Annotated in this window: 13 protein-coding genes; 5 read left to right on the top strand and 8 right to left on the bottom strand. The window is 41.1% G+C overall.

The window, feature by feature from the left end; all coding sequences use genetic code 11:
- Positions 1-62 precede the first annotated feature (62 nt).
- On the bottom strand, positions 63-578 hold the full coding sequence (locus BGP78_RS17070; protein WP_119862510.1) for a hypothetical protein: 516 nt from the start codon (positions 576-578) through the stop codon (positions 63-65).
- Between the two features lie 352 nt (positions 579-930).
- Positions 931-3102, bottom strand: a complete 2172-nt coding sequence (locus BGP78_RS17065) for a S9 family peptidase (protein ID WP_119862509.1) — start codon at positions 3100-3102, stop codon at positions 931-933.
- Positions 3103-3341: 239 nt separating this feature from the next.
- Here BGP78_RS17065 and BGP78_RS17060 point away from each other — a divergent pair, with 239 nt between their 5' ends.
- Positions 3342-3818 (top strand): nuclear transport factor 2 family protein, encoded by a 477-nt coding sequence (locus BGP78_RS17060; RefSeq protein WP_119862508.1) that lies wholly within the window; start codon positions 3342-3344, stop codon positions 3816-3818.
- 258 nt (positions 3819-4076) lie between these two features.
- Positions 4077-6281, top strand: a complete 2205-nt coding sequence (locus tag BGP78_RS17055; protein ID WP_147386087.1) for an immune inhibitor A domain-containing protein — start codon at positions 4077-4079, stop codon at positions 6279-6281.
- Positions 6282-6379: 98 nt separating this feature from the next.
- Here the strand turns inward: BGP78_RS17055 and ltaE are convergent, their stop codons facing one another.
- Together ltaE and BGP78_RS17045 are read right to left on the bottom strand one after the other, a co-directional pair.
- Positions 6380-7393, bottom strand: coding sequence for a low-specificity L-threonine aldolase (gene ltaE / locus BGP78_RS17050; RefSeq protein WP_119862506.1), 1014 nt, complete (start codon positions 7391-7393; stop codon positions 6380-6382).
- A gap of 96 nt (positions 7394-7489) precedes the next feature.
- Positions 7490-8161 carry a glutathione S-transferase family protein gene (locus tag BGP78_RS17045; RefSeq protein ID WP_119862505.1) on the bottom strand — a complete coding sequence of 224 codons (672 nt, stop codon included), beginning with the start codon at positions 8159-8161 and terminating at the stop codon, positions 7490-7492.
- Positions 8162-8759: 598 nt separating this feature from the next.
- On the opposite strand from BGP78_RS17045, the gene BGP78_RS17040 reads away from it, so the two are divergent.
- Entirely contained in the window at positions 8760-9173 is a 414-nt protein-coding gene (locus BGP78_RS17040; protein ID WP_119862504.1) for a VOC family protein, read from the top strand.
- 69 nt (positions 9174-9242) lie between these two features.
- On the opposite strand, the gene BGP78_RS17035 is transcribed toward BGP78_RS17040, so the two are convergent.
- The 4 genes from BGP78_RS17035 to BGP78_RS17020 all read right to left on the bottom strand — a co-directional run bounded on the left by BGP78_RS17035 (position 9243) and on the right by BGP78_RS17020 (position 13346).
- Positions 9243-9914, bottom strand: a complete 672-nt coding sequence (locus BGP78_RS17035) for a type 1 glutamine amidotransferase domain-containing protein (RefSeq protein ID WP_119862543.1) — start codon at positions 9912-9914, stop codon at positions 9243-9245.
- A 155-nt stretch (positions 9915-10069) separates the two neighbouring features.
- The gene (locus tag BGP78_RS17030) at positions 10070-11497 is read right to left on the bottom strand and encodes a sodium:alanine symporter family protein (RefSeq protein ID WP_119862503.1); all 1428 of its coding nucleotides are present in this window, start codon (positions 11495-11497) and stop codon (positions 10070-10072) included.
- Between the two features lie 237 nt (positions 11498-11734).
- Positions 11735-12583, bottom strand: coding sequence for a DUF417 family protein (locus BGP78_RS17025; RefSeq protein WP_119862502.1), 849 nt, complete (start codon positions 12581-12583; stop codon positions 11735-11737).
- 106 nt (positions 12584-12689) lie between these two features.
- Positions 12690-13346: a GNAT family N-acetyltransferase gene (locus BGP78_RS17020; protein ID WP_119862501.1), complete on the bottom strand. Its 657-nt coding sequence runs from the start codon at positions 13344-13346 to the stop codon at positions 12690-12692.
- Between the two features lie 290 nt (positions 13347-13636).
- On the opposite strand from BGP78_RS17020, the gene BGP78_RS17015 reads away from it, so the two are divergent.
- Together BGP78_RS17015 and BGP78_RS17010 are read left to right on the top strand one after the other, a co-directional pair.
- Entirely contained in the window at positions 13637-14998 is a 1362-nt protein-coding gene (locus BGP78_RS17015) for a hypothetical protein (RefSeq protein ID WP_119862500.1), read from the top strand.
- Positions 14999-15203: 205 nt separating this feature from the next.
- Positions 15204-24035, top strand: coding sequence for a tandem-95 repeat protein (locus BGP78_RS17010; protein WP_182912310.1), 8832 nt, complete (start codon positions 15204-15206; stop codon positions 24033-24035).
- Positions 24036-24102: the final 67 nt, after the last annotated feature.

Here is a 24102-nt window from a genome sequence, read left to right as displayed (position 1 = left end):
TAAGAAATAATTACGATGAAATAAGCAGTTGGTAATTAGTTATTCCATTTATATATCTTTAATTACAGAGCTATCGCCTGCATTGCAACAAGTGAATAGCCTGACTGTTCATTCGTTGCCTGCTCGCCACTTTGCCAAATAAGCTCAAACCGCTTTTTCTGTTTGCTTTTATTGTGGCTACACCAAACAAATTTATTTAAATTAGAGCCTTTTTCACGACATTGTTGTGGAATGACATAAAACTTCTGCCATTCCATCTGCTTCTTATCATCCATGAATAACTTACCAGCATAAGTCATGTTATCTAACGGGGCATTTAGGAGCTGCTCATCGGGTAATGACAGGGCGTGTTCATTCGTTTCTTGATCACTTTTACAGTGTCGATGTAACAGCACAAAAATACGTTGTTCTTGAGAGGAAAAGTCAACACTATGGCTACTCTTTTGCGTAATGTGGCTCATTAAAACTGCACGCTTAAACGCCAGTTTTTCACAAGTGGTCTTGCTAAATTGAGCATTTGAGGCGTAAGCATAACTCACAGTGCCAGCCCATAAAATACAAGCTAAAATCCATTTCATAATATTGAGATATCCATATCTATGTAGTAGCTAAAGTTATTACTCTATCATAACAGGGTAGTTAGAATTAAATATTCACTGTAAGATTTATCTGAATACCGAAACATGGCTTGCACTTCACTATCAACCCATTTTATTCAGTAAGAAAGAGTATGAAATAATTAATAAATAGACAAAAGGACTAATTTTATAAGTCGCGAATACGATTTCAGTGGAGAAAGAAAAAACCTCAGCTATCATGTGAGACATATCATACAAGATTATGCGCAGAAAACGGGTCAATTCAGTGTAAACCTAGCCTAAACCAAGTGGCACTAAAAAATAGAATAACTTAGTGCCACCCGAACACTTCTTATAGTCGGCCGTTGGCTAACTCAATAAAAAAAGCATAATGTAGCGCTCTATCTTTGATACTTTTATAACGTCCTGATGCACCGCCATGTCCTGCTTGCATATCAACTTTAAACAACAGCTTATTGTTATCAGTTTTCTTTTCTCTTAGCTTCGCAACCCACTTTGCTGGTTCAAAGTATTGTACCTGAGAATCATGCAACCCCGTCGTGACCAACATATTTGGATAATCTTGATTAGACACTTGATCATAAGGTGAATAAGAACGCATGTAATCAAAATAAGTTTTATCGTTCGGGTTACCCCACTCATCATACTCATTGGTTGTCAGTGGCAGTGTTTCATCCAGCATGGTATTTATCACATCAACAAATGGGACTGCTGCATGTACTCCATGGTAAAGCTCTGGTGCTTGGTTTACGACGGCGCCCATGAGCAAGCCTCCTGCACTTCCCCCTTGCGCGTATACTTTATTTGCATTCGCATAACCTTGTGTAACAAGCCCACGAGTTACATCAACAAAGTCATTAAAGGTGTTCTTTTTATTTAATTTTTTACCATCCTCATACCATTGCCTGCCCAACATTTGAGAGCCACGTATATGTGCAATAGCGTAGACAAAACCACGGTCGAGTAAACTCAGCGATGCATTTGAAAAGCTCGCATCCTTTGTATATCCATAAGACCCATAAGCGTATTGTAGAAGGGGGTTTGAGCCATCCTTTTTAAACAACGACTTTTTATAAACCAAAGACACAGGAACTTTAACTCCATCTCTCGCAGTGATAAAGAGGCGTTCAGAGGCATAATTATCTGAATTAAAATCGCCTAGAACCTGGGTTTCTTTTAACGTCGTTTTGCCATAGTTTTTTAAGTCTACTTCAAAGGTGGTCATCGGCGTCGTCATACTTGAGTAACTCAACCTTACAGCAGTGTTATCCAATTCACGGTTGCCCGTTAATCTAACCAAGTAAGCGGGATCGTTAAACTTTAACTGATGCTCATAGCCATCGGTTAAATCTCTAATCGTGATATAAGACTGCCCCATTTTTCGCGTCTGATACACCAAGTGAGCATCAAATAATACGACGCGTTCGAACTTTTCTTGAACATCATGTTCAACCACTGTTTGCCAATCATTTTTATCTGAAAACTTCGTTTCATGAACTTTCATTAGTTTGAAGTTAACCGCATTTAAGTTGGTTGAAATATAGAACCAATCATTTAACTTTGAGACACTGTACTCTAGGCCTTTTTCTCGTGTAATAAAACGTTCAGGTACAGACATTCGGTCATTAGCATCAATTAATGAAACCCCCTTTGACTCAGTACTAGAGTGGTGGATATAAATATATTTACCATCTTTACTCTTACTAATATAAGTATAATAAGTGTTATCTTTCTCTTCGTAGACCAACTCATCGCTACTTTGAGGTTGACCTAAAGTATGCCTAAAAACTTGGTTACCTAACAAAGACACTGGATCTTTTTTCACATAATACAATGTTTTGTTATCGTTCCCCCAAACAACACCGCCTTGTGCACCTTCTAGCTCTGTTTGCAAATTATTGCCAGTAGACAGATCTTTTATACGAATAGTATAAATGCGGCGGCTAAGCGTATCTTCAGAATATGCTAAAAGTCGATTATTCGGGCTTGCTGAGAAATCTGCAATATTGTAATAATCATGTTCTTTAGCATGATCATTCATATTAAATAGTAGCGTAGGGCTACTTCCCGAAACATGGGTACTTCTATACAAAGAGGGGTATTCTTGCTCACCTAAAGTTTCAGTAAAATAATAAAACTGGCCATCTTTAACGGGTACCGAGCGATTATCTTTAACCATTCGACCTTTGATTTCATTAAATAACGTACTTTGCAATTGCTCTGTAGGCTTAAGTATTGAGTCACTGTATATATTTTCTTGTGTTAAATGCGCGAGAACTTTTGCATCACTGCGGGAATCATCACGTAACCAATGATAATCATCACGCATTTCATAACCATGAATTTTTGTTACGTGTGCTACTTTCTCTGCAATAGGGGGAGATATAGCGACTTTCTCAACAGTATCTTCAATACCAGGAGCTTTCGATGACGTGTTTTCACAACCTGTTAAAATAACAGCAATACTAGATGACACTAAGCAGGCAATAAATAATTTATTCATATTCCTTTGCTCTTTTTATTAATTAGATGAATTGGCAATATAGCTCAGACTCAGTAGGGTGTCGCTCGTAAATAACGGAAACACGATGAAATAGACGGAAACGACGGTGTATACCAGCATAAGGTGTTAAGTTAAAACTAACACGACTTCATATTTACTCTACATTGTTAAATTAATGTACGATTGAGTAGAAGAACCAATATTCACGACACCACTAACCGAGATGATCAAGGATAAAAATGTACAAAGTGTTAATAGCCTTACCTCTTACTCTTATGTTACTTGGATGCCAAGTAAACCAACATAACACAGGCGCCATTGCAAACTGTGAGGAAACTCTTATGAAGTACCCTCAGTATCGAGATAAGGGACCCATAAAAAGCTATCAATCTCTATTTACGCCAGACGCAACTTTTTCAGTTCCAAAGTTGAATATTGCGTTAAAAGGAAACGATGTGATTGCTGCTCGCGTAGCAACAGCGTTAATAAATAAAAAGAGTATTCATATGATCACCAGTATGAACGTACAACGATACAATCGTAATACACTCACGAACCGATCACACTTTATTTTATACCTCAAAGACAAGCATAAGCACGCCGCTCAAACCCAGATTATCAATGGTCGATATGAAGATGAACTCGTAGTAGATTCAAATAGGTGTTACATAAAACAAAGACATGTAATCATTGATAGGATAGATACTCTAAATTAACATCGACATTTTGACACGTATTGGGCTGCTTATTTGTATAAAGCCATCGTATACTATGGCTTTTTACGTAATAATTAAAATCAGAACATGTTTACCAGACTAACTTAGTGACATGCTCCTAAAACATACCTATATAGACTTATTTAGCCTATGGAAGATAAAACAAATCATTGACATAAAAACCCTATTAAAGGTACATTTCTTACAGTGAATGTACTTCACAAACAAAAAAACACAATAAAAACGTTAGGGTTAACAATGTTAAGAAAAACAATAATAGCGACTTCCATCGCTTTATCCTGTAGTTCAGTATTTGCCAACAACGCAGTTACAAATTTACAACCAGAACTAGAAAAAAATGGCGGTTCTGCCGAAATAACTAGAAATCAATCACTTAAAAAGTTATGGCATAACGCTCGAGGCCAGCAAAGTAATAAAGGCTTTGATGCATCACAGCCTACGACAGCCAAAGGCAGAGCTTGGAATGGCCCTGTAACAACGGACAGAGTACTCGCTATACTTATCGATTTCCCAGATTACCCCGTAAATGCAGTAACGCCCGATTTAACAAGAAATTACTATACTGATTATTCACCAGAGCACTATGCGAACATGCTGTTTTCTGATAATGGCTACTCAGGGCCAAGTCAGCAAAACTTGATCAGCATGAAGCAATACTTTTTAGACCAAAGTGGCGGCTCTTATCAAGTAGAAGGTCAAGTAGCTGGTTGGTATACAGCTCAAAATAATGCAGCATATTATGGTGCACCAAGCCAAGGCTCAAAAGATCAAAACACGCGTGAATTAGTATTGGAAGCAATTAACCATGCGGCTAACGATCCTGCAATTGATCTAAGTTATTTTGACCAAGAAGATCGTTACGATTATGACGGCGATGGCGATTTAAGAGAACCTGATGGGATCATCGATCATATCATGGTATACCATTCATCAATCGACCAAGCTGCTGGCGGTGGCGCACTTGGCGAAGATGCAATTTGGTCTCATCGCTCATCGGTCGGCTTTCAAGAAATTGGTGATACTGGTTATAGGATCCACGATTATACAGTTCAGCCAGTTGATGGGGCAGCAGGTGTCTCAGCCCATGAATATGGTCATGACTTAGGCTTACCAGACGAATATGACACACAGTATTCAGAGGATGGTCTTGGTGAGATCGTTAAAGCACCGGGGTCTTTAGTTGGCTTCTGGTCTGCTATGTCGTCCGGCTCTTACGGCGGTGAGATTTCTGGCACAGCTCCAACAGGACTAAGCCCTTTTGCCAAACAATATTTGCAAACCTCTCTTGGTGGTAACTGGTTCGTAGGAACAGATTTGCACGAGAGTGAACTCACCCCATCAGGTACTGTTCTAAAACTTGATACTGCATCTATTCGTGGTGAAAACAATGACTATGTGCGAATCGATTTAGATGACAAATCAGTGCAAAAGCTTACGCCTAGCGATAATAAAGGCTTTATCACATCACCAATTCCTGACTCAAATCTAGCAATATACACACTTGAATTTAAAGTCGACTTAACATCAGAAGAAGCCGCTGAATTAACATTTAGTGCTGATTATGATTCAGACGCGAATAACTCTTTAGCTCAAGTACGAGTATTTGATGCTTTGGGCCAAGAGTCTATTGTTTCAGGAAATATCACCGACAGTTCAAGTCGATTCTCAAACTACATCGGAGAAGGTTTTACTGGCAATTCTGACGGTACACAAAACGCGGCCTTTGATTTAACTTACTTTGCAGGTCAAGAGATCACAGTATCGATTCAATATTGGGCGTTCAATACTGGCTTTATAGGCATGATGTTTGATGATATCGATGTTAATGCAACTTCTGGTCAAATAGTGAGTTTCGATGCTGATAATCAAACTAACGACGGACTCACCATTAACGGCTTTGATGCATCGAATGGTTACTTTAGTTATCCTCATTACTACTTAGTAGAATGGCGTCAGCATGCAGGTGTTGATGAGTCTCTAGCAAAAGCCAGTTTTGGCGCAAGCTATACACCAGGAATGTTAGTGTGGTATGTAGATACCTCATTCCGTCCAGAGAGTGATGGTGGGCTAAATACTGTAACGCAAGGCGATAACCACGTTGCAAATCACCCAGGTGAAGGTTGGTTAGGACTCGTTGATGCGGATAGAAACCCTATATTTTTCAATACAGGTGAAATGGCGGGCTCTTCACTGCAAATCCGTGATGCCGCTTTTGGTTTAGATCTACAAGAACCTTTTGACTGGTCAAGTATCACGCGCGGTATTTCTGCTAGCGATCCTTTCATAAACAATAACCCTCGCTTCATCGATTGGGATGATTACTCTAATTACCTTCGACCCGCTACAGGTCGAAAACTGCCATCAAAAGGTATTATTATTGATGTCTTAGAACAAAGTGAAGACAAGTCTGTCGCATCTATTAAAGTCTCGAAAATTTGGTAAACTTCGATAGAACTAAATACTAGTAAAAAACCCCAACCTATTAATAGCTTGGGGTTTTTATCTAAATACAGATTCAAATAAAGACTAGCATTGCATTTTCAATTGAACTGTTTTTTCAGCACTGAGATTAGCGTGTCAATATCTCCCTGAGAAATGTCTTTATGAGTAACAAGCCTCATCCCAACATAACTTGAAGATATGAGTATCTTATTTTTCATCAACTCTGTCGTCATAGTTTCTATGTCAATATCGGTCGCAACATCTACATACACAATATTCGTACTTACACGATAAGCGCTAGTATTAAAGCCTTTCACTTCGTTTAGCTGCTTTGCTAAATACGTTGCATTGTCATGGTCTTCAGCTAAGCGTTCAACATTATTTAAGAGCGCATATTGCCCTGCTGCCGCGAGAAAACCAGCTTGACGCATGCCTCCGCCTAGCATTTTTCGGATCCGACGCGCTTTAGCGATAAATGCTTTGTCACCCAGTAATAATGATCCAATAGGCGCACCTAACCCTTTAGACAAACACACGGTCATTGAGTCAAAGTACTGACTTATTTGCGTAACATCCACGCCCAATGCCATGGCCGCATTGTAAACTCTGGCACCATCTAAATGTAAAATCAGCTGGTTCTGTTCACAAAACAGCTGTGCTTGCGCCATGTATTCCAGACTGAGTACTTGACCGCCAATGGTATTCTCAAGGCTCAGCAATTTTGTACGCGCAAAATGAAAGTCATCGGCTTTAATTGCTGACTTCAATTTAGTAAAACATAGGCTACCATCGGCTTCATTCTCAATCGGTTGTGGCTGAACAGACCCTAATACTGCAGCACCACCCGCTTCATATTTATAATTATGTGCATTTTGCCCACATAAATATTCATCGCCCCGCTCACAATGCGCCATCAATGCCAGTAAATTGGCCTGCGTACCTGAGCTTGTAAAAAGTGCGCCTTCAAAACCATGCCGTTCACTGGCATATTGCTCAAGGGCATTAACCGTTGGATCGTCTCCATACACATCATCACCCAGCTCCGCCTCGAACATGGCCTTTTTCATCTGAGTGCATGGTCTTGTTACTGTATCTGAGCGAAAATCTATCATTTTATCGTTCCTTATTTTTTATGGTCTTCGATAAAGCCATCAAGGCATATTTAGGGAGTTTCATCTCCTCTACTTTCAATCATTTTACACATTTTATTAATCAACTAATGGCGTAAAAGGTCCATTCTTATCGAGTGCTTTTTGATACGCTGGACGGCGCTTTATATCCGCAACGAAGCGGTGAATATTAGGGTAGTCATTGCCCAACTTCACTCTCGCAATAGCAACCTCCATACAATATCCCATCACTATATCAGCCGCAGTAAAGGTATCTCCTGCAAACCACCGAGCGTGTTTTAGAGTCTGTTCAATATGAGAGATTAATTTATTTAAGCGGGGGTTTAAATAACTGCTTTGGACCTTACTTACCACCACCCGAATGATTGGCCGGATAAATACAGGAGACTTACTGATCATGCGTTTAAAAATAAGCGACTCGGTGAGCAAAGGCATTAAGCTCCCTTGCGCACTATGAAACCAATATAAATAAGAGACTCTATGTTGCTCTACATCAAGGCTTCTAAGTTCTGTATTACCATACTTATCAAGTATATACTCGAAAATAGCATTGCTTTCAGGCAAGGTATGCTCACCATCAGAAATACAAGGCGATGTGCCCGCAGGGTGAAGCTTCTTAAAGTTGTCGGGGGCTAAAGAGGTTTCTTTGTTTCTGGCATAATGCTCAATATGGTATGGCACATCAAGTTCTTCTAATAGCCACAATACCCTAAATGATTGAGAGTTTTCTAAATGGTGAACTGTCAGCATACCGAGTCCCTATTCTGGTTATGCAAAGACTCAATGTATCTTTTCATCAATCATGATACAAGTACATCAATCACGTAATTTATTCATAGTCTGTCACCGACATCGTCATTACTGCGACGCAAATTTAATACCGCTGGCTAATAGTTATTTTGTTTGTTACACAACTACCACATTGAATCACCACTCAAAATTGTACTTACAATAAGCAAGCACTAACCACCGACATTCACGCGTAATTCAAAATGTGCGATTTCAGCTGTGTACTTATGTTTATGCTGTACGCTCTTGACCTCAAGTTAACCTAAGGTTTTAGAGTGGGCCTATAAAGTCAATTTAGCTTAATGGAAATACGTGAGCTTTTGACAATTTAACCTCAGGTTTGGATAAGGGTTTTGGAATAGAAAATGTTTTGAAAACAAACTTACGTACAATCCAATGATGATATTTTGCTCAATATCAAGGCGCTTTTATGCAGTAATAGCGGGCTATTACAAATGAAAGCAACGCCGAGAGTGAGAAAAATAGCTTTATTGGGCAAATTCGCTTATCCAGAGCTGAGGTTATTTAAAATAATAAACACCTGAAATAAGGAAACATCATGTATTTAGAGCATATTAATTTAGTTGTAAGTCACTTGCCCCGCGCTTTAACTTTTTACCAAGCCGCATTTCCTCATTGGAAAATCAGATGCTCAGGGTCAGACAGCTGGAATGGTCGAGCGAGAAATTGGTTGCATTTTGGTGACGACAATCAATATATTGCATTAAGCGATCACGGTACAGACCCTGCACGCGACTTAAGTGGTTATCAAATAGGATTAGCGCACTTCGGCTATGTCGTAAACAACTTAGCAAGTCTCATAAATCGGATGAATGCCGCGGGGTTTAACGCCGACATGGGCAGTAACACTCACCCATATCGAAAAAATGCATACTTTATAGACCCTGATGGCTTTGAAGTCGAATTTATAGAATACAGCAGCGATTTACCTGCTGAGCGAAACAGTGACTAAAAGACTCAAAAGAAGAGATGCCAGAATTCAGTGTTTACATACTGATACAGGGCATCTCGGTGATGTAATTTAAGATAGAGACTTTACTAAAGCTTCGCCAACAGCATGAGCACTTGCGGGGTTTTGACCCGTTATCACTCGCTTGTCTTCAACAACAAATGATTGCCATGGCTGCTTTTTGCTGTATTGCACAGCTTTTCGAGCCAATGCATCTTCAAGTAAGAAAGGAATGTCATTAATGGTACCAAAGTCTACCTCTTCTTCTCGCGTAAACCCAGTAACTGATACTGACGATAATAGTAATTCGCCATTACTCAATTTAATCGGTAACAGCCCAGCAGGACCATGACATACCGCAGCAATCACCCCGCCATGCTCGTAATGCTGAGCACTCAAAGCCGCAACCGTGGTATCTTCGAATAAATCATTTAAAAGCCCAAAACCACCTGGATAAAAAACAGCATCGTAGTCATCAATATTAACGGAAGCCGCAAGTAGTGTGTTTTCCACTTTACTCACAAAGCCAGAGTGACCTAGCACTGATTGATTCACTTCATCACCATCAGGCTCAGTGCCATATAAAGGCGCTTTTCCACCCAGTATTGACGCTATATCATAATCAATACCCGCACCATTGAGCACATTTACAACATGGGTAAGCTCGGGGGCATACGTACCATTTGCTTGATCGGTACTGCCAAGTGTTGCGTGATTTGTTACAAATATGATTACTTTTTTCATTACTCTCTCGAAGTTTGTGTTGCTGTTTGTGTTAGCAAGTGTAGTCGAAAATATGTATTCAATAATATAGTAAAAATGCAAAGCACTTTTGCCATACAGCAACAATCAATTCACTTTACGCATTACACAATCAGTGATTAAACGAATAGCATTACTTATTTGACCAAACACCTGTTATTTGACCAAACACCTGCTGTACATTGACCTTGAACTCGAGTCACAGAGTCATCGAATGTCGGTTCCATCCCCTTTGCTCTTTGCGCGTGATAATCTTTGTTGAGGGCAATCACCGTTGGTGTGAGTTGTACAATCGCAAAAATATTCACCAAGGTCATCAAGCCTAATGCCATATCTGCTAGGCTCCATACTTCTTTTAGTGTTGCGGTTGCTCCCCATAACATCATGAGTAAATACAAAGCGGTATAAAGCCCTCTCCCAACTTTATTATCAAGCTTAAATAGGTGTAAATTACTCTCAGCGTAGGCAAAATTAGCAACCACCGACGTAAATGCAAATAACGTGATTGCCGCTGCCACAAAATACACTCCACCAGCTGCAAGATGGGCAGTCATAGCCGTTTGTGTCAATCGTATGCCTTCCATTTCACCCGAGATATTGATGTCAGCCAGTAAAATGATCACTGCCGTGCAGCTACATAATACAATGGTATCTAAGAACACCCCAAGCATTTGAATATACCCTTGGGTAACTGGGTGGTTAGGAACTGGGCTTGCGCTGCCTGATGCATGGGGTACACTGCCCGCACCCGCTTCATTTGAATATAAACCACGCTGTATGCCGTTTTTAATTGCTGCGCCCATGGCACCAGCGCCGGCTTCTTGTAAGCCAAATGCAGACAATAAAATCTCTTTGATCATCGCTGGCACAGCGCTTAAATTCATTAACGTGATCACGACAGCCACAGACACAAATAAGATCCCCATAACTGGCACTACTCGTTCTGCAAATCGCGCTATAGACTTCAACCCCCCTAAAATGATTGAGCCTGCTAATAAAGTGATCACAATACCTGAGTAAAGTTCAGGTATATCAAAGGCAAAACGCAGTGCATCGGTTATGGTATTGGTTTGCATGGCACTGAAACTAAACCCATAACCTAAGAATAAACAGACCGCAAACGTCACTGCCAACCAAGGTTTATTAAGGCCAAGTTGGATATAATAAGCGGGACCGCCTCTAAATTCCCCTTGGTTGTTTTTTATTTTATATACTTGCCCTAAAACACTTTCTGCAAACCCTGTGGCCATACCCAGTATGGCAATCACCCACATCCAAAAAATTGCACCACTGCCACCCAACGAGATAGCAACAGCTACACCTGCTAAGTTACCGGTACCAACCCGGGCAGAAAGACCAGTACACAGTGCTTGAAACGAGCTTACTTGATCTTTTTCTGCTTTGCTGCTGCTCTTTAATAAAGTAAACATATGCGAAAAGTGACGTATTTGGATGGCATTTAATTTGTATGAAAACCATATTCCAGCAAACAGTAAAATATAGATAAGTAACTGACCACGGCCCCATAGCAACGCATTAATAGTCCCCACCAACTCTTCAAACATCCTTCACCCCTTATAAATGCATGTGTCAGCATTAAGCGCAATTTACTGCTTTATTTACACCACCATAACAAAATTATTGGTTATATACAGTACAACCTTAGGTAAAGGGATGAGTGACTATTGTAAGCTTTATCAGTGAAGTAATGTGAAGGTGCCATGTTCTAAACAGTATGAACATGGCAGATAAACACAAAAACATAATGTGTTTAGTTGATGATCGTATAACAGTAATAACAATTACTCAGTAGACTTGCTGCCAATATTAGCGCCATAGTGAACAATCACAGCAAGGTTACCAAAGAACCATAAATCTTTGATCACAAACTGCCCAAGCGAAGTAATAATGGTGTCAGCACTAAACGCATTATTTGCCGTAAACAAAAAGGTTTGCGTCATACCAAAAACAGCGCCAGCACCTACGACTGCAATCAAACCAAGACGTGGCATTTTTTTCCATATCGCAAATCCTAATAGACTCGCAAATAAAATATCATAAACCCCAATTGCATTGGATGCGCCCTGCACTGAGAACACCACATACAGCCATGACATAAACGGCGAAGTATCAACCAAAGAGACAATACCATTGGCTTCGAACTCAAAGAATTTCATACCGCCAATCCAGTACAAAACCAACGCGACAGGTATAAAATTAAGTAGAGCATGCTGACGAAGACTTAAAGTATTGTATCGACTCAAATAAATGGCTAATGGTATTAATGCGGCATATTTGATGATGCCTTGCCCAGAACCAATAATAGGAAAGCCACCTAACTGTGTCATCCAGCGAGTGTCACTCATTAATGTTAAAAGTGGCATAACTGCAATGAGTAGCAGTGTGATCAATAACACATCATTGAATGCAGGTTCTCGCGCGGCGAGCATTACTAGGAGCCCAGCCCCTAAAAAGGCCATACCAGCCAAGATCCCCAGTAGCGGGGTATCTACCCACTCAGTGATCAAATAAAAACTGAATGTATTTGAAATGCTATTGGCATTGCCTCCCAAGAAAAATGACAATCCCAACAGTAAAAAACTGATCAAGAGGGAGCTTTGAATTATATGATTGGAGTGATTTTGCGTCATTTTTTATCTCAGTATCTAATTAATAACCACTAGACCGAGAGAATGACAATAATCATTCAATTAAAGCGCACATTTAAAAATACTGAGACAGTTATTAACTTAATATCTAACCAAGCGCAGTCATGCTGTTCAAAGGGGTTGAACGTTGCGACCAGCTTTGACAGATATTGCTTAGTGACTTTATCCAAAACATTAAAGGCTTAGCTGTTTCATTATCGTCCCCATGCTCCTGCCAATCCATGATACAAATATGGTTTGCTAACGGTTTATACCCAAAATGTTGCCACATACCATCAAGAGGGCGATACGCGCTAGGCCTTTTTAAATGATTTGCTTCGCGTACAACAGTCGCAAGCGCAATATACGTATAAGTGCATAACTGACCAACATACTGCTCAGCCAATTTAAACAGTTTACTTGCATACCCATTGCCTCGATATGCTGGGTACATTAATACTTCACTAAAATAAAATGTAGAATTCAAAGGGTACATACTAGTAGTAAATGGACGACGTACAGCGGGTTGTTCATGAGCTAATGGCAGCCCAGTGAGTGCCCCAACAATCTCGTCTTTATCTTTCATGACCACCATAAAACTTTGCTTAGTGCTCGCAAACTTACGAAGGTACTCAACCTCATAACTCACACACCCATCATACAAATACGGGTATTCTGCAAAGATGTCGATCCTTAGCCGTGCAATTTCATCAATTGCCTCGGTAATTTCATTGCCTGTCAATACGTCGAATGTATGCTGTGTCATAGCGAATTACTCTGGTGATTTTTAATCATCATAAAGCCCAAATGTGGAAGGACTATGGACTCAGCCTCATCAATGCAGTTTTAGCTTCAATCTTTGGTTAACTAATGAAGAATTCCCGCAACAAGATAAATGCATAAATGCATTTTTTCATTTTCACCTCACGTAAAATCATTAGATAAACATGTATTAATTCACTTAAGACAACACCTTACTACTATTGAATGAAATAGGACATTTGGGGTACAATCTGTGCCGTTATAATGGAATTTAACTTTTTCAAAGGATATGAAATGAAAGTGCTCCCACTTGTGTGTGCAATAAGTACTGCCTGTTTATTAACTGCCTGTGGCGGTTCATCAAGTAGTAATGATAATGTAACCACCACGGATACATCGGCTGGCACGCCCCCACCAACCAACACAGTTACACCGCCACCCACGCCTGTTTCTGAATACGACATCAGTTTTACTTCTGTTATTGAAAATGACTGCGGTATTGCGCCTATCGCAAGTAGCTTAATTTTTCATGACCGACAAGGCCTGGCGATCGAAGCGCCAATAATTAAGCAAGACGGTCAGTTTCAACATGATGTACCTGACAACACTCACTATATCTCAATCATTGCGACGCAAAAAGATAACCGTAACCAAAAGCAAACTGAAATCATTACTATCAATAATGTGGACGATATTTCGAGTGACCTAGCATTGGGCACTGTGACCTTCAAAGGTTATCAAAGCTGTAGCTGTAACGCTGTGAATTTTGATTTTAGTGAACTGGCAGTCACAAATCCGGGTTACACCGTCACGGGGTTTTCTGACAATGTCGTTTTAGCAAACAACCCGAGCACCTTAGCGCTATGTGCCAACGCTCTCCAAGAAAAGCTTTTATTTATTAAAAATGAAAATACTGGAGATGTGCGCGGCGGGCTGTTTTCACTCACTGATCCCAAGAATATTGTCTTAACCGATGCCGACTTCCCTACAGCTGGGGTCGCAGTAAATACAGCGCAACACGCTCAAACTAACGAATACGTTATTATATCAGCCAGCACTTCAGAGCTTTTATCACGAGAGCAATCTCGATACGCACGATTCTCCGATACGCCACTGTATATTTTCCCGGATATTGTTGAACAGAGTTACATTACCTCATATTTAGAGCAAACCTCATCTCAAGCGGGCATATCTGTGACGATTGCATCATTTGTCACTAATACAATTGATGATACTGGCTCCTATAACACACTTTCCCACATTCAAGGCTCTTATGAGCTGGCCGCAGCATTTACTGAATTTGGTAACTCATTTAATGACGCCTCACAATCTGTAACATATGACTTTGGTAATGCTGATCAAAGAATAAATGAAGTCACGGTTACCCTAAGGTGGCAAGACCAGTTTAATGGCAATGTCAGCTGGGCTATCAGGGGCAAAACCCAAGCAAACATTGCTGCCGATTTATCATTTGGTAACTACCTTAATGAAAGTACCGCACAACTCAGTAACCCGTCACTGAGCGTAACACTCGCCGCTCACCAATTTAACGGTGATTTTGCCACGCTACAAAGGCTCAGAACCGAACCGCTATCCAGCAATGAAATAAGAGACTTACTCGCACAGTCAGCCTTTTTAAACATTACAGCGAATTAGTAACGCTAAAACCTATTAAGCGAACGAACGCTTACAAAGCCTGCTTGGCATGGCAACTTACTTCATTAAAGTTGTTATGCCTTTTTGCGACTAAATAATAAAAAGTGTAACGAATTTAGTGCATTGCACTCACCATTTTTGATTTAACACCATGGAGTACTGCTTTAATCACCCAGTACACAGTGAAGTAATAGAAAGGACTATTATGACTATAAAACGACGAGGGTGGATAGCAGCTCTATTTACTCTTATAACTACCAAAAAATGTGTACAACCTCGTATACTCAAGAACCCCCCTATCTTTTTCTCATTACTATTTGGGTGCTTTCAAGTCCAAGCGCTCGAATGTGAACGCGTCGAAGAAACAACATATACCCCAGGTTCTGGGCTTAGCTGTCACTCAGCAGAACTAAATGACCCTATTTCATATATCTCATATCACCGAATCACCGGAGATCTAGTAAATCAATTTAACATCGATGGAGATATCCCCGAGAAGCTTCACGCTGGTGAAACATACACTTTTACAAATAACCTTTCTAGTCAATCTCCAAAACAAACATTTACGGCTAAATGGCATGGAACTGGCTGGGAAAACATATCCTTTATTCCTCCTAGCCCTATTGATCACAGTGAACCTCAACCATTACGGCTAAGTAGCAACTATATACCAATAGGTTCTTCAACATTTTTAACGATTGATTCAGATAGCTTAAAGCATACATTAACGCCAGGTATCTTTAATAATGACCTATTTAGAATTACAGCAAACAACCAACTAGAACTTATTAATAGTCACGATATCTCTTCAGGTGAATATATAGTTAGTATTACCACTTTAGATTGGTATGAAAATCCCAAAGAATCAACTGAAGTGACAATTAGCGTGGGTGAAGACCCTTATTTTGCAGGAGAGCCTTCCACTGTAATTTATCTACATAACTCATACGCCTTTTTGCCAAAAGTGATACATCGTAACCATGATCAATATACCTATAAATACTATATAAGAAATAAGCCTTCATGGGCGTCCTTTGATACCAATACAGGCCAATTGATGGGACACCCTACGAAGAATGATATTGGCACAACTGAGCCTATCACTATTTCCATGACCAATGGTAAAAAAACATACTCATTAGAGCCTTTTAATATCACGATAAAAAACATTAATCGATTTTTTTCAACGTCTATTTTGCCCACATCAAGTTATAGTGGGCTACCTTTTAATATCGACATCACTAATACAGGCACCTCCTATGAGACTGACTTTACATATCGCCTTATAGATGCCCCCTTATGGTTTACCATCAACTCAGATACAGGCAGAATAACAGGCACCCCACCACCTTCATTTAGCGGCACAGTACCTAAATTCACAGTTTCAGCAACAGATGGTTATAGTACTTATAAAACACCTGTTGAAGGACTATACGTTCACGAAAACAGTCCAAACCAGCTACACCTCAACCAATCAAAAGCGCTTACTTTTATAGCCACCCCATATGAAGAGGGTAACCTTTATGATTTTTTTGATATAAGTGAAGATGAAAGACACAAGTTTAAGATTGTCTACTTCAATCAAGTAGTCGACTCTCTTGACTCTCTGCTGACTTTGCAATCTGACGGTTCATTTAACTATTCCTACTACGGTTCTAATGTTCAAACTACCGCATCTTTTCAATTTGCTTTTATAAGCGAATCTAAGTCCTCACCCATATTCACAGCAACAATAAACGCTTTTAAAGACAGTGATAATGTAGTGACCATGTCAGATGATGTATTTCTTGAAGAAGACGTACCGACAATTATAGATGTGCTTAAAAATGATGAAAATACAGATACAAACCTCATTAGAGATTCACTAGAAATTGAATTCCAGCCCGAAAACGGTGTCGTAGTTATTGAAAATGGCAAAGTACTATATACACCTAAGCCAAACTTTTATGGTAAAGACCATTTTCAATATTCTATCAGCCCTCCCCCAAGTGGCAAGAAGATTCTCGGCTCAGTAAATATAGATGTCAACTTCAATAACGATTTTCCCATTATTGCCCCACATACAACTAAGTTACTCGAGGATGGTATATCGACGTCAGTTCCATTACGTACTTTGACCTCCGACGCAGAAGACGGTGTACCCGCAGGTGCTATTAGTATTATCAGTTCGCCGACAAAAGGCGCTATGAGCTTTAACTTACAAGATGAGTCTATTGTTTACACGCCAAGAGCCAATGAAACCGGTATTGATACACTTTCATTCACAGTAACAGATAACTTTGGTGCCGTATCCGAGCCCGGCATTATCACATTCGATATCGAGGCCGTTAATGATACACCCATTGCCCAAAACGATACGTTAACCACACTTGAAGATGCGATTAAAGAACTCAATATTTTAGAAAACGACTCTGATATTGAAGATGAAACGTTTACAGCCGAAAACATCACCCTTGAAGATCAAGGCCAAGGCACTGGCATATATCCGCTTGCGAATGTAACCGTCACTCCTGCGGGCAACCTCTCGGTTAACCCAACACCTAATGCTAGTGGCGCGTTTTCATTTACCTATATGGTCACTGATAGTGGTGGTAATACCTCACAACCCGCCACCGTCAATGTACTCATTGAGGCAGTAAATGACGTACCAAGCGCAGACTCTAAAAAAGTCGAGGCTATTGAAGAGCAACCAATAGCCATAACGTTAACAGCAAGCGACATTGAGCAATCTCCTTTAACTTACAAAATTATTTCTGTGCCAAAAAGTGGTAACCTGACAATTATTAATGATGTGGTAACTTATACTGGCAACTTGAACTTCTCAGGTGCTGATAGCTTTACCTACGCGGCATTTGACCAAACTTCATGGTCAACACCAGCCACCGTTAATATCAACGTTGCCAATGTTCAAGATTTACCATTAATTTCTGGCTCACCAGCAACCAATGTAAAACAAGATCAACTGTATGACTTTACGCCTACAGCCAGCGATGTTGATAACGATGTCTTAAGCTTCACGATTAATAACATGCCTTCTTGGCTAAGCTTTAATGCCTCAACAGGTCAGCTAGCAGGAACACCGAGCAATGATGATGTAAATACATACACAAATATTGCAATTAAGGTGTTTGACGGCACTGGGTATACTGCGCTAACTCCATTTTCAATAGAAGTTATTAACGTCAATGATGCTCCCGCATTAGCAGGTACGCCAGCCGCCTCAGTCAATGAAGATGTGCTATATAGCTTCACACCGTCACTTACTGATGTAGATTTGGATGACTCACACACTTTTTCTATTGAAAACTCACCAGTGTGGGCAACCTTTAATACCGCATCAGGCTTGCTTAGCGGCACACCAACAAACAAGCATGTAGGTAGTACTGAAAATATTATCATGAGTGTGACAGATAAAGCCGGTGAAAAAGCGACTTTACCAACCTTTAGTATTGCAGTATCAAACATCAATGACGCACCACAGTTAACAGGTACTCCGCCGTCAAGTGTGGCTCAAGATAGTCCATATACTTTTACACCCACACTTAGCGATATTGATGTCGATGACTCACACACATTTGCTATTCAATCTGCGCCTGAATGGGCGACCTTTAATACTGAGTCAGGCACATTAAGTGGCACCCCACTCAATGAGCATGTTGGTAGCACTGCAAATATTATTATCAGTGTGCTCGATAAAGCTGGTGAAAAAGCAACACTGCCTGCTTTTGCTATAGAGGTAACAAACGTCAACGATGCTCCAACGCTTACTGGTACTCCAACGACAGAAGTCACAGAAGACAATATGTACCACTTTCTCCCAACATTAACTGACCCAGATGTTGGAGACGATCATACGTTTTCAATCATCAATAAACCTGAGTGGGCTGACTTTGACACCTCAAACGGAGCCATTACAGGCACACCATTAGATCAACACGTTGGACTCACCGAAAACATCATCATCAGTGTCAATGACAATATAGCAGATAGCCCTTCAGTGAGCTTAGCGCCATTTAGTATAAAAATAACAAACAGCCCTGACTTCCCCTCAGCTAAAACATTCAGTTTTACATTAAATGAAGAAGAAATACTCGCTATTGAAGAAAAACATGGGCTGCTCAGTACTGCGACAGATGATGATATTGATTCTGGTGATATATTAACTGCTCACTTAATGGATAATGTAGAGCACGGCACATTGCTGTTGAAAAGTAATGGCGCCTTCACATACCAACACGATGGTTCAGAAACAATAAAAGATACTTTCACTTACTTTGTAAAAGATAGTACAAACCACCCGTCCACAATTGAAACCGTGACACTCACGATTAACCCTGTTGATGATGCGCCCATAGCAAAAAATGATGAGGCGAGCACGCAAGAAGATACGCCAGTTACATTTTCACTCATTGGCAATGATACTGATGCAGAACAAAAGCTTGTCGCGGCTTCTGCCATACTTGTTACAGAGCCTAAATTTGGCTCAGTGTCTATCACCAATGGTATTGCCACCTACACGCCAAATGAACACGCTAATGGCCCTGATTCATTTACTTACACAGTGTCTGATTCAACCCCATTAACCTCTGAACCTGCCACGGTCAATATTGCAGTTTCCGCTGTGAACGATGCACCAAAAGCAGTCAACATCTCTAAAATGACGGATGAAGATACAGACTTAGTCATCTCGATAGATGATATTCGCAACCAAGCAAGCGACATCGAAGACACTAATCCAACAGGTGACATTAAACTTACCTCTGAGCCGATACATGGTTTAGTGACCCGAAATCAAGCTGATGGCACATTAACTTACATACCTGATCTTAATGTGGTAGCGACCGACACCTTTAAGTACACCATTGCCGACAGCAACGGGGAAGTGTCTAACGAAGCGACAATGAGCATCAATATTGGTGCAATTAATGACCGACCAATTGTTGAAAATGATAGTGCACAAACCGATGAAGATACCTCATTGACGTTAGACATATTACATAATGACTCTGATGTTGAAGACCAAGGTTTTAACGGGGCAAACATTACCCTTGAAGACCAAGGCAAAGGGGAAGGCGTGTTTGACCTTGCTAGTGTTACCGTTAATGCCGATGGGCAGCTATATATAGCACCCGCTAGAGATGCCGTTGGAGAACTGGCCTTTACCTATGTACTAACAGACAGTGAAGCATTAGCATCAGTACCAGCTACCGTGAATGTGACTATTAAACCAGTTAATGACGCACCCATGGCTGAAAACAACACTGCAACAGTTCAAGAGGACGGGTCATTTGAAATTAACATTTTAGGCAATGATACTGACGTAGATGCAAATGATAAGTTAGATGCCGACAGTGTCACGCTGGTCGATGTAGCTGAATATGGTACAGTGAGCATATCTGAGGCCGGGACCGCGACCTACACACCCAATGAAAACTTCTCAGGCACTGACAGTTTTACTTATACAGTAAAAGATATCGCTGGCGCCATTTCAAATAAAGCAGAGGTGTTGGTAACAGTTGAAGCAGTGAATGATGCCCCAGTCGCAACACCAAGTGCAACGACAGTGGCCGAAGACGGTCGTATCGACATTACACTAACAGGAACAGACATTGAAAAGTCGGCGCTAACTTACAAAATTAGCACACCGCCTAGTAATGGGGTACTCACACCAGTAAGCGGTGTGGTTTGGTCATATACACCAACAGCAAACTTTAATGGTACTGACAGTATTGCATTTATCGCCAATGACGGAGAATTAGACTCGGAAACGGCACAAGTAGCAATCACAGTCACGGCAGTAAATGATGCACCCAATGCACAAAATGTGTCAGCAACAACAGAGGAAGAAACTTCAGTATCCATGACGCTAAATGGCAGTGATATTGATGGTGACAACGTCAGCTTTATTATTACCAATCAACCAAGCAATGGCACTGCAACATTGTCCGGTGGACAAGTAAACTACACGCCAAATGATGACTTTACTGGTACAGATAGTTTTGGTTATCAAGCAAATGATGGTTCGCTCACATCACAAACGGCTGTTGCGGATATTCAAGTGAATAACGTCAATGATGCGCCAAATATCGCAGGTACACCTGCGACCACTGTACGTCAGGGCAATACTTATACCTTTACACCAAGTGTAACCGATATTGATAGCACCCAGTTCAGCTACACAATAGCCAATAAACCGACATGGGCTAATTTTGACAGCACAACAGGTACTTTATCAGGAACCCCTGCTCGCGGCGATGTAGGTATTAGTAACAACATAGTTATTACAGTCAGTGACCAAGAGCTAACCGCTTCTTTGCCAGCCTTTGCCATTGAGGTGAGTTTTACCAATACACCGCCACGCGCACAAGCACAAACCATATCTGTACAAGAAGATGGGACAACGAGCTTTATCCCCACGATTAACGATATCGATGGTGATACGTTAAGTATAGAAATTGTTACTCAACCAAACGCTGGTACTGCGTCTGTGCAAGGCAATATCCTCACATATACACCTAATACCAACTACCACGGAGCCGATGCACTTACCTACATCGTTGATGATGGTACTGAGCAATCCTCTGAAACCCGTATTGCAATTAATGTTGTCTCTGTGAACGATATGCCACAGGCAAACCCTGATACATTCACATTTGACGGCAACGATGCCAATCGCTACGTACTTGATGTGTTAAGTAACGATACTGACCTCGATGAGCAACCACTTACCATTGTTGGTGCACAAGCATCTATTGGTAGCGTGACGGTTGAAAACAATCAACTGGTATATCAAGCACCAACCCTAGCTTCTACCACGGTGACGATTGACTATGTAATTGCAGATCCTGAGCAAGCACGCAGTGCATCACATGCCGTGTTAAGTATTACCTCACTGCAAACAGGCCTGCCAGAAATCACCGCACCGGCTGATATTTCTGTGAATGCAACAGGCTTATTCACAAAAGTTGAACTCGGCGTAGCTACCGCGACCGACAGTCAAGGCAATACGCTTGCTGTATCACTGGTCGACAACACCCGTATATTTGCGCCAGGCAACCACCTTGTTTATTGGCAAACCCAAGACAGCCAAGAACGCACGGCTATGGCATCTCATACGGTAACGGTGAACCCACTAATATCGATAGATCAAGGTTTTACTGTCAGTGAAGGTAGCAGTAACACCGTCACTGTTCAGCTAAATGGTGATGCACCTAGCTATCCGGTAACCATACCGTATACAGTATCTGGCTCTGCGATTGCCGCAGATCACACTTTAGAAAGTGGTGAGGTCATTATTACCTCAGGCCGGTCTGGCTCGATCACATTCGAGGTGTTCCAAGACGCTCAGCAAGAAGAAAGCGAGGCAATCATTATTACACTTAGCAATGAAGTGAATGTTGATACATCAAGCAATATAGCCACAATATCTATAGAAGAAGGCAATATCGCCCCGCAGATCACCACCACAATCACGCAACAAGGTGAAAACCGCACGCTCGTCGCGGCTGACCAAGGTGAGGTTTCACTCTTAGCTACTGTGTCTGATGCGAACAGTAATGATCAATTGCAAGTGTCATGGACAAGTGCAGATCCGCGCATAAGCAATACCAGTGCAACAGATACAGAATTTACCTTCTCGCCAGCTCAGTTACCCGCGGGCATTTATAGTATTACTGCTAGCGTGACCGATAATGCAACCCCAGCACTTACTGCGTCTCAAGAAGTCTATATTGAGGTTATTGCACAACTGGCAGCATTAACATCACAAGACAGCGATGGTGATTTGATCCCCGACAATGAAGAAGGCTATGCCGACTCTGATGGTGACGGGATCCCTGACTATCAAGATGCAATTTCACAACCTAACGTGTTACAAGGTAGTGCAGGTAACTCGACAGGTCATTTGATTGAAGCTCAAGCAGGTACATCGTTACGTAAAGGCACGTCTGTGGCACAAAATAGTTCAGGTGGCGCGCAATTGCTAAGCTCTGAATTACCAAGTGACGATACAGCGCAAAACGTGGGCGGTCTTTATGACTTTATTGCCTCAGGGTTAATGAATGCTGGAGATACCTTTACTATCGTATTGCCTCAGTATGAGCAGGTACCTTTAAATGCTGTTTATCGTAAGTACAAAAATGGCGAATGGGTTAACTTCTCACTAGGTGGCGGAAACACAGTAATGTCAGCGCAGGGCGAGTCTGGTTATTGTCCAGCAGCAAATAGCAGTCAATGGCGTGATGGACTTAATGCGGGAGACTGGTGTATTAAGCTGCAAATCGTTGATGGCGGCCCTAACGATGATGATGGTATTGCTAACAAAACAGTTGTAGACCCAAGTGGTATGGCCATTGTGTTAAACGGAAATACTCTACCTGTAACGATAGACGACACCTTCACAGTTAAAGCAGGTAATCGTATACAACTTAATGTATTACACAATGACACAGATGCTGACGGAGATACTCTGTCTGTTGTGAACGCGACGTCTGACATCGGTACCACAGAGCTTGAGGGTGGCCTTGTGTACTTCACAGCTCCAGAGAATTTATCTGGCACTGCACAGTTAACTTACATGGTTGCCGATACACAAGGTGGGTCAGCAAGTGGTCATGCTGCTATTACCATTACGGCCAATACAGCGCCACAAGCGGTAAATGATGCAGCAGCTACACTTGATACGCAAACGCTCGACATTGACGTGCTCTCTAATGACCAAGACAGTGATGGCGATGTGCTAAACATCATCGAAGCGACGGTTGATGAGGGAAGTGTGAGCATTACTGGTAACAACACCTTACGCTATACGCCAGATGTTGGTTTCTCTGGTATTGCCACAATTCAATATACAATCTCTGACAGTGATGGCGCGAGTGATGTGGGTCAAGTTGCCGTAACAGTTACACTAGATAGCTCTAACGCTGTGACGCCAACACCAACCCCGACACCAGCTAAAAAATCATCCGGTACATTTGGCTTATTCATGTTAATTCTTATTCTAGGAGGCGTTACTAGACGCTACAAATATAAAGTTTAAACATTAAATAAGTCATGACAAAAACGTCATTTAAAAAGCCAGCAACTTGCTTAATGCCGATCAGATA

The sequence above is a fragment of the Pseudoalteromonas sp. MSK9-3 genome (assembly GCF_003590335.1).
In the GTDB taxonomy this organism is placed as follows: Bacteria; Pseudomonadota; Gammaproteobacteria; order Enterobacterales; family Alteromonadaceae; genus Pseudoalteromonas.
The sequence above is the reverse complement of the archived record's forward strand: the minus strand, read 5'-3'. Positions and strand labels throughout refer to the sequence as shown.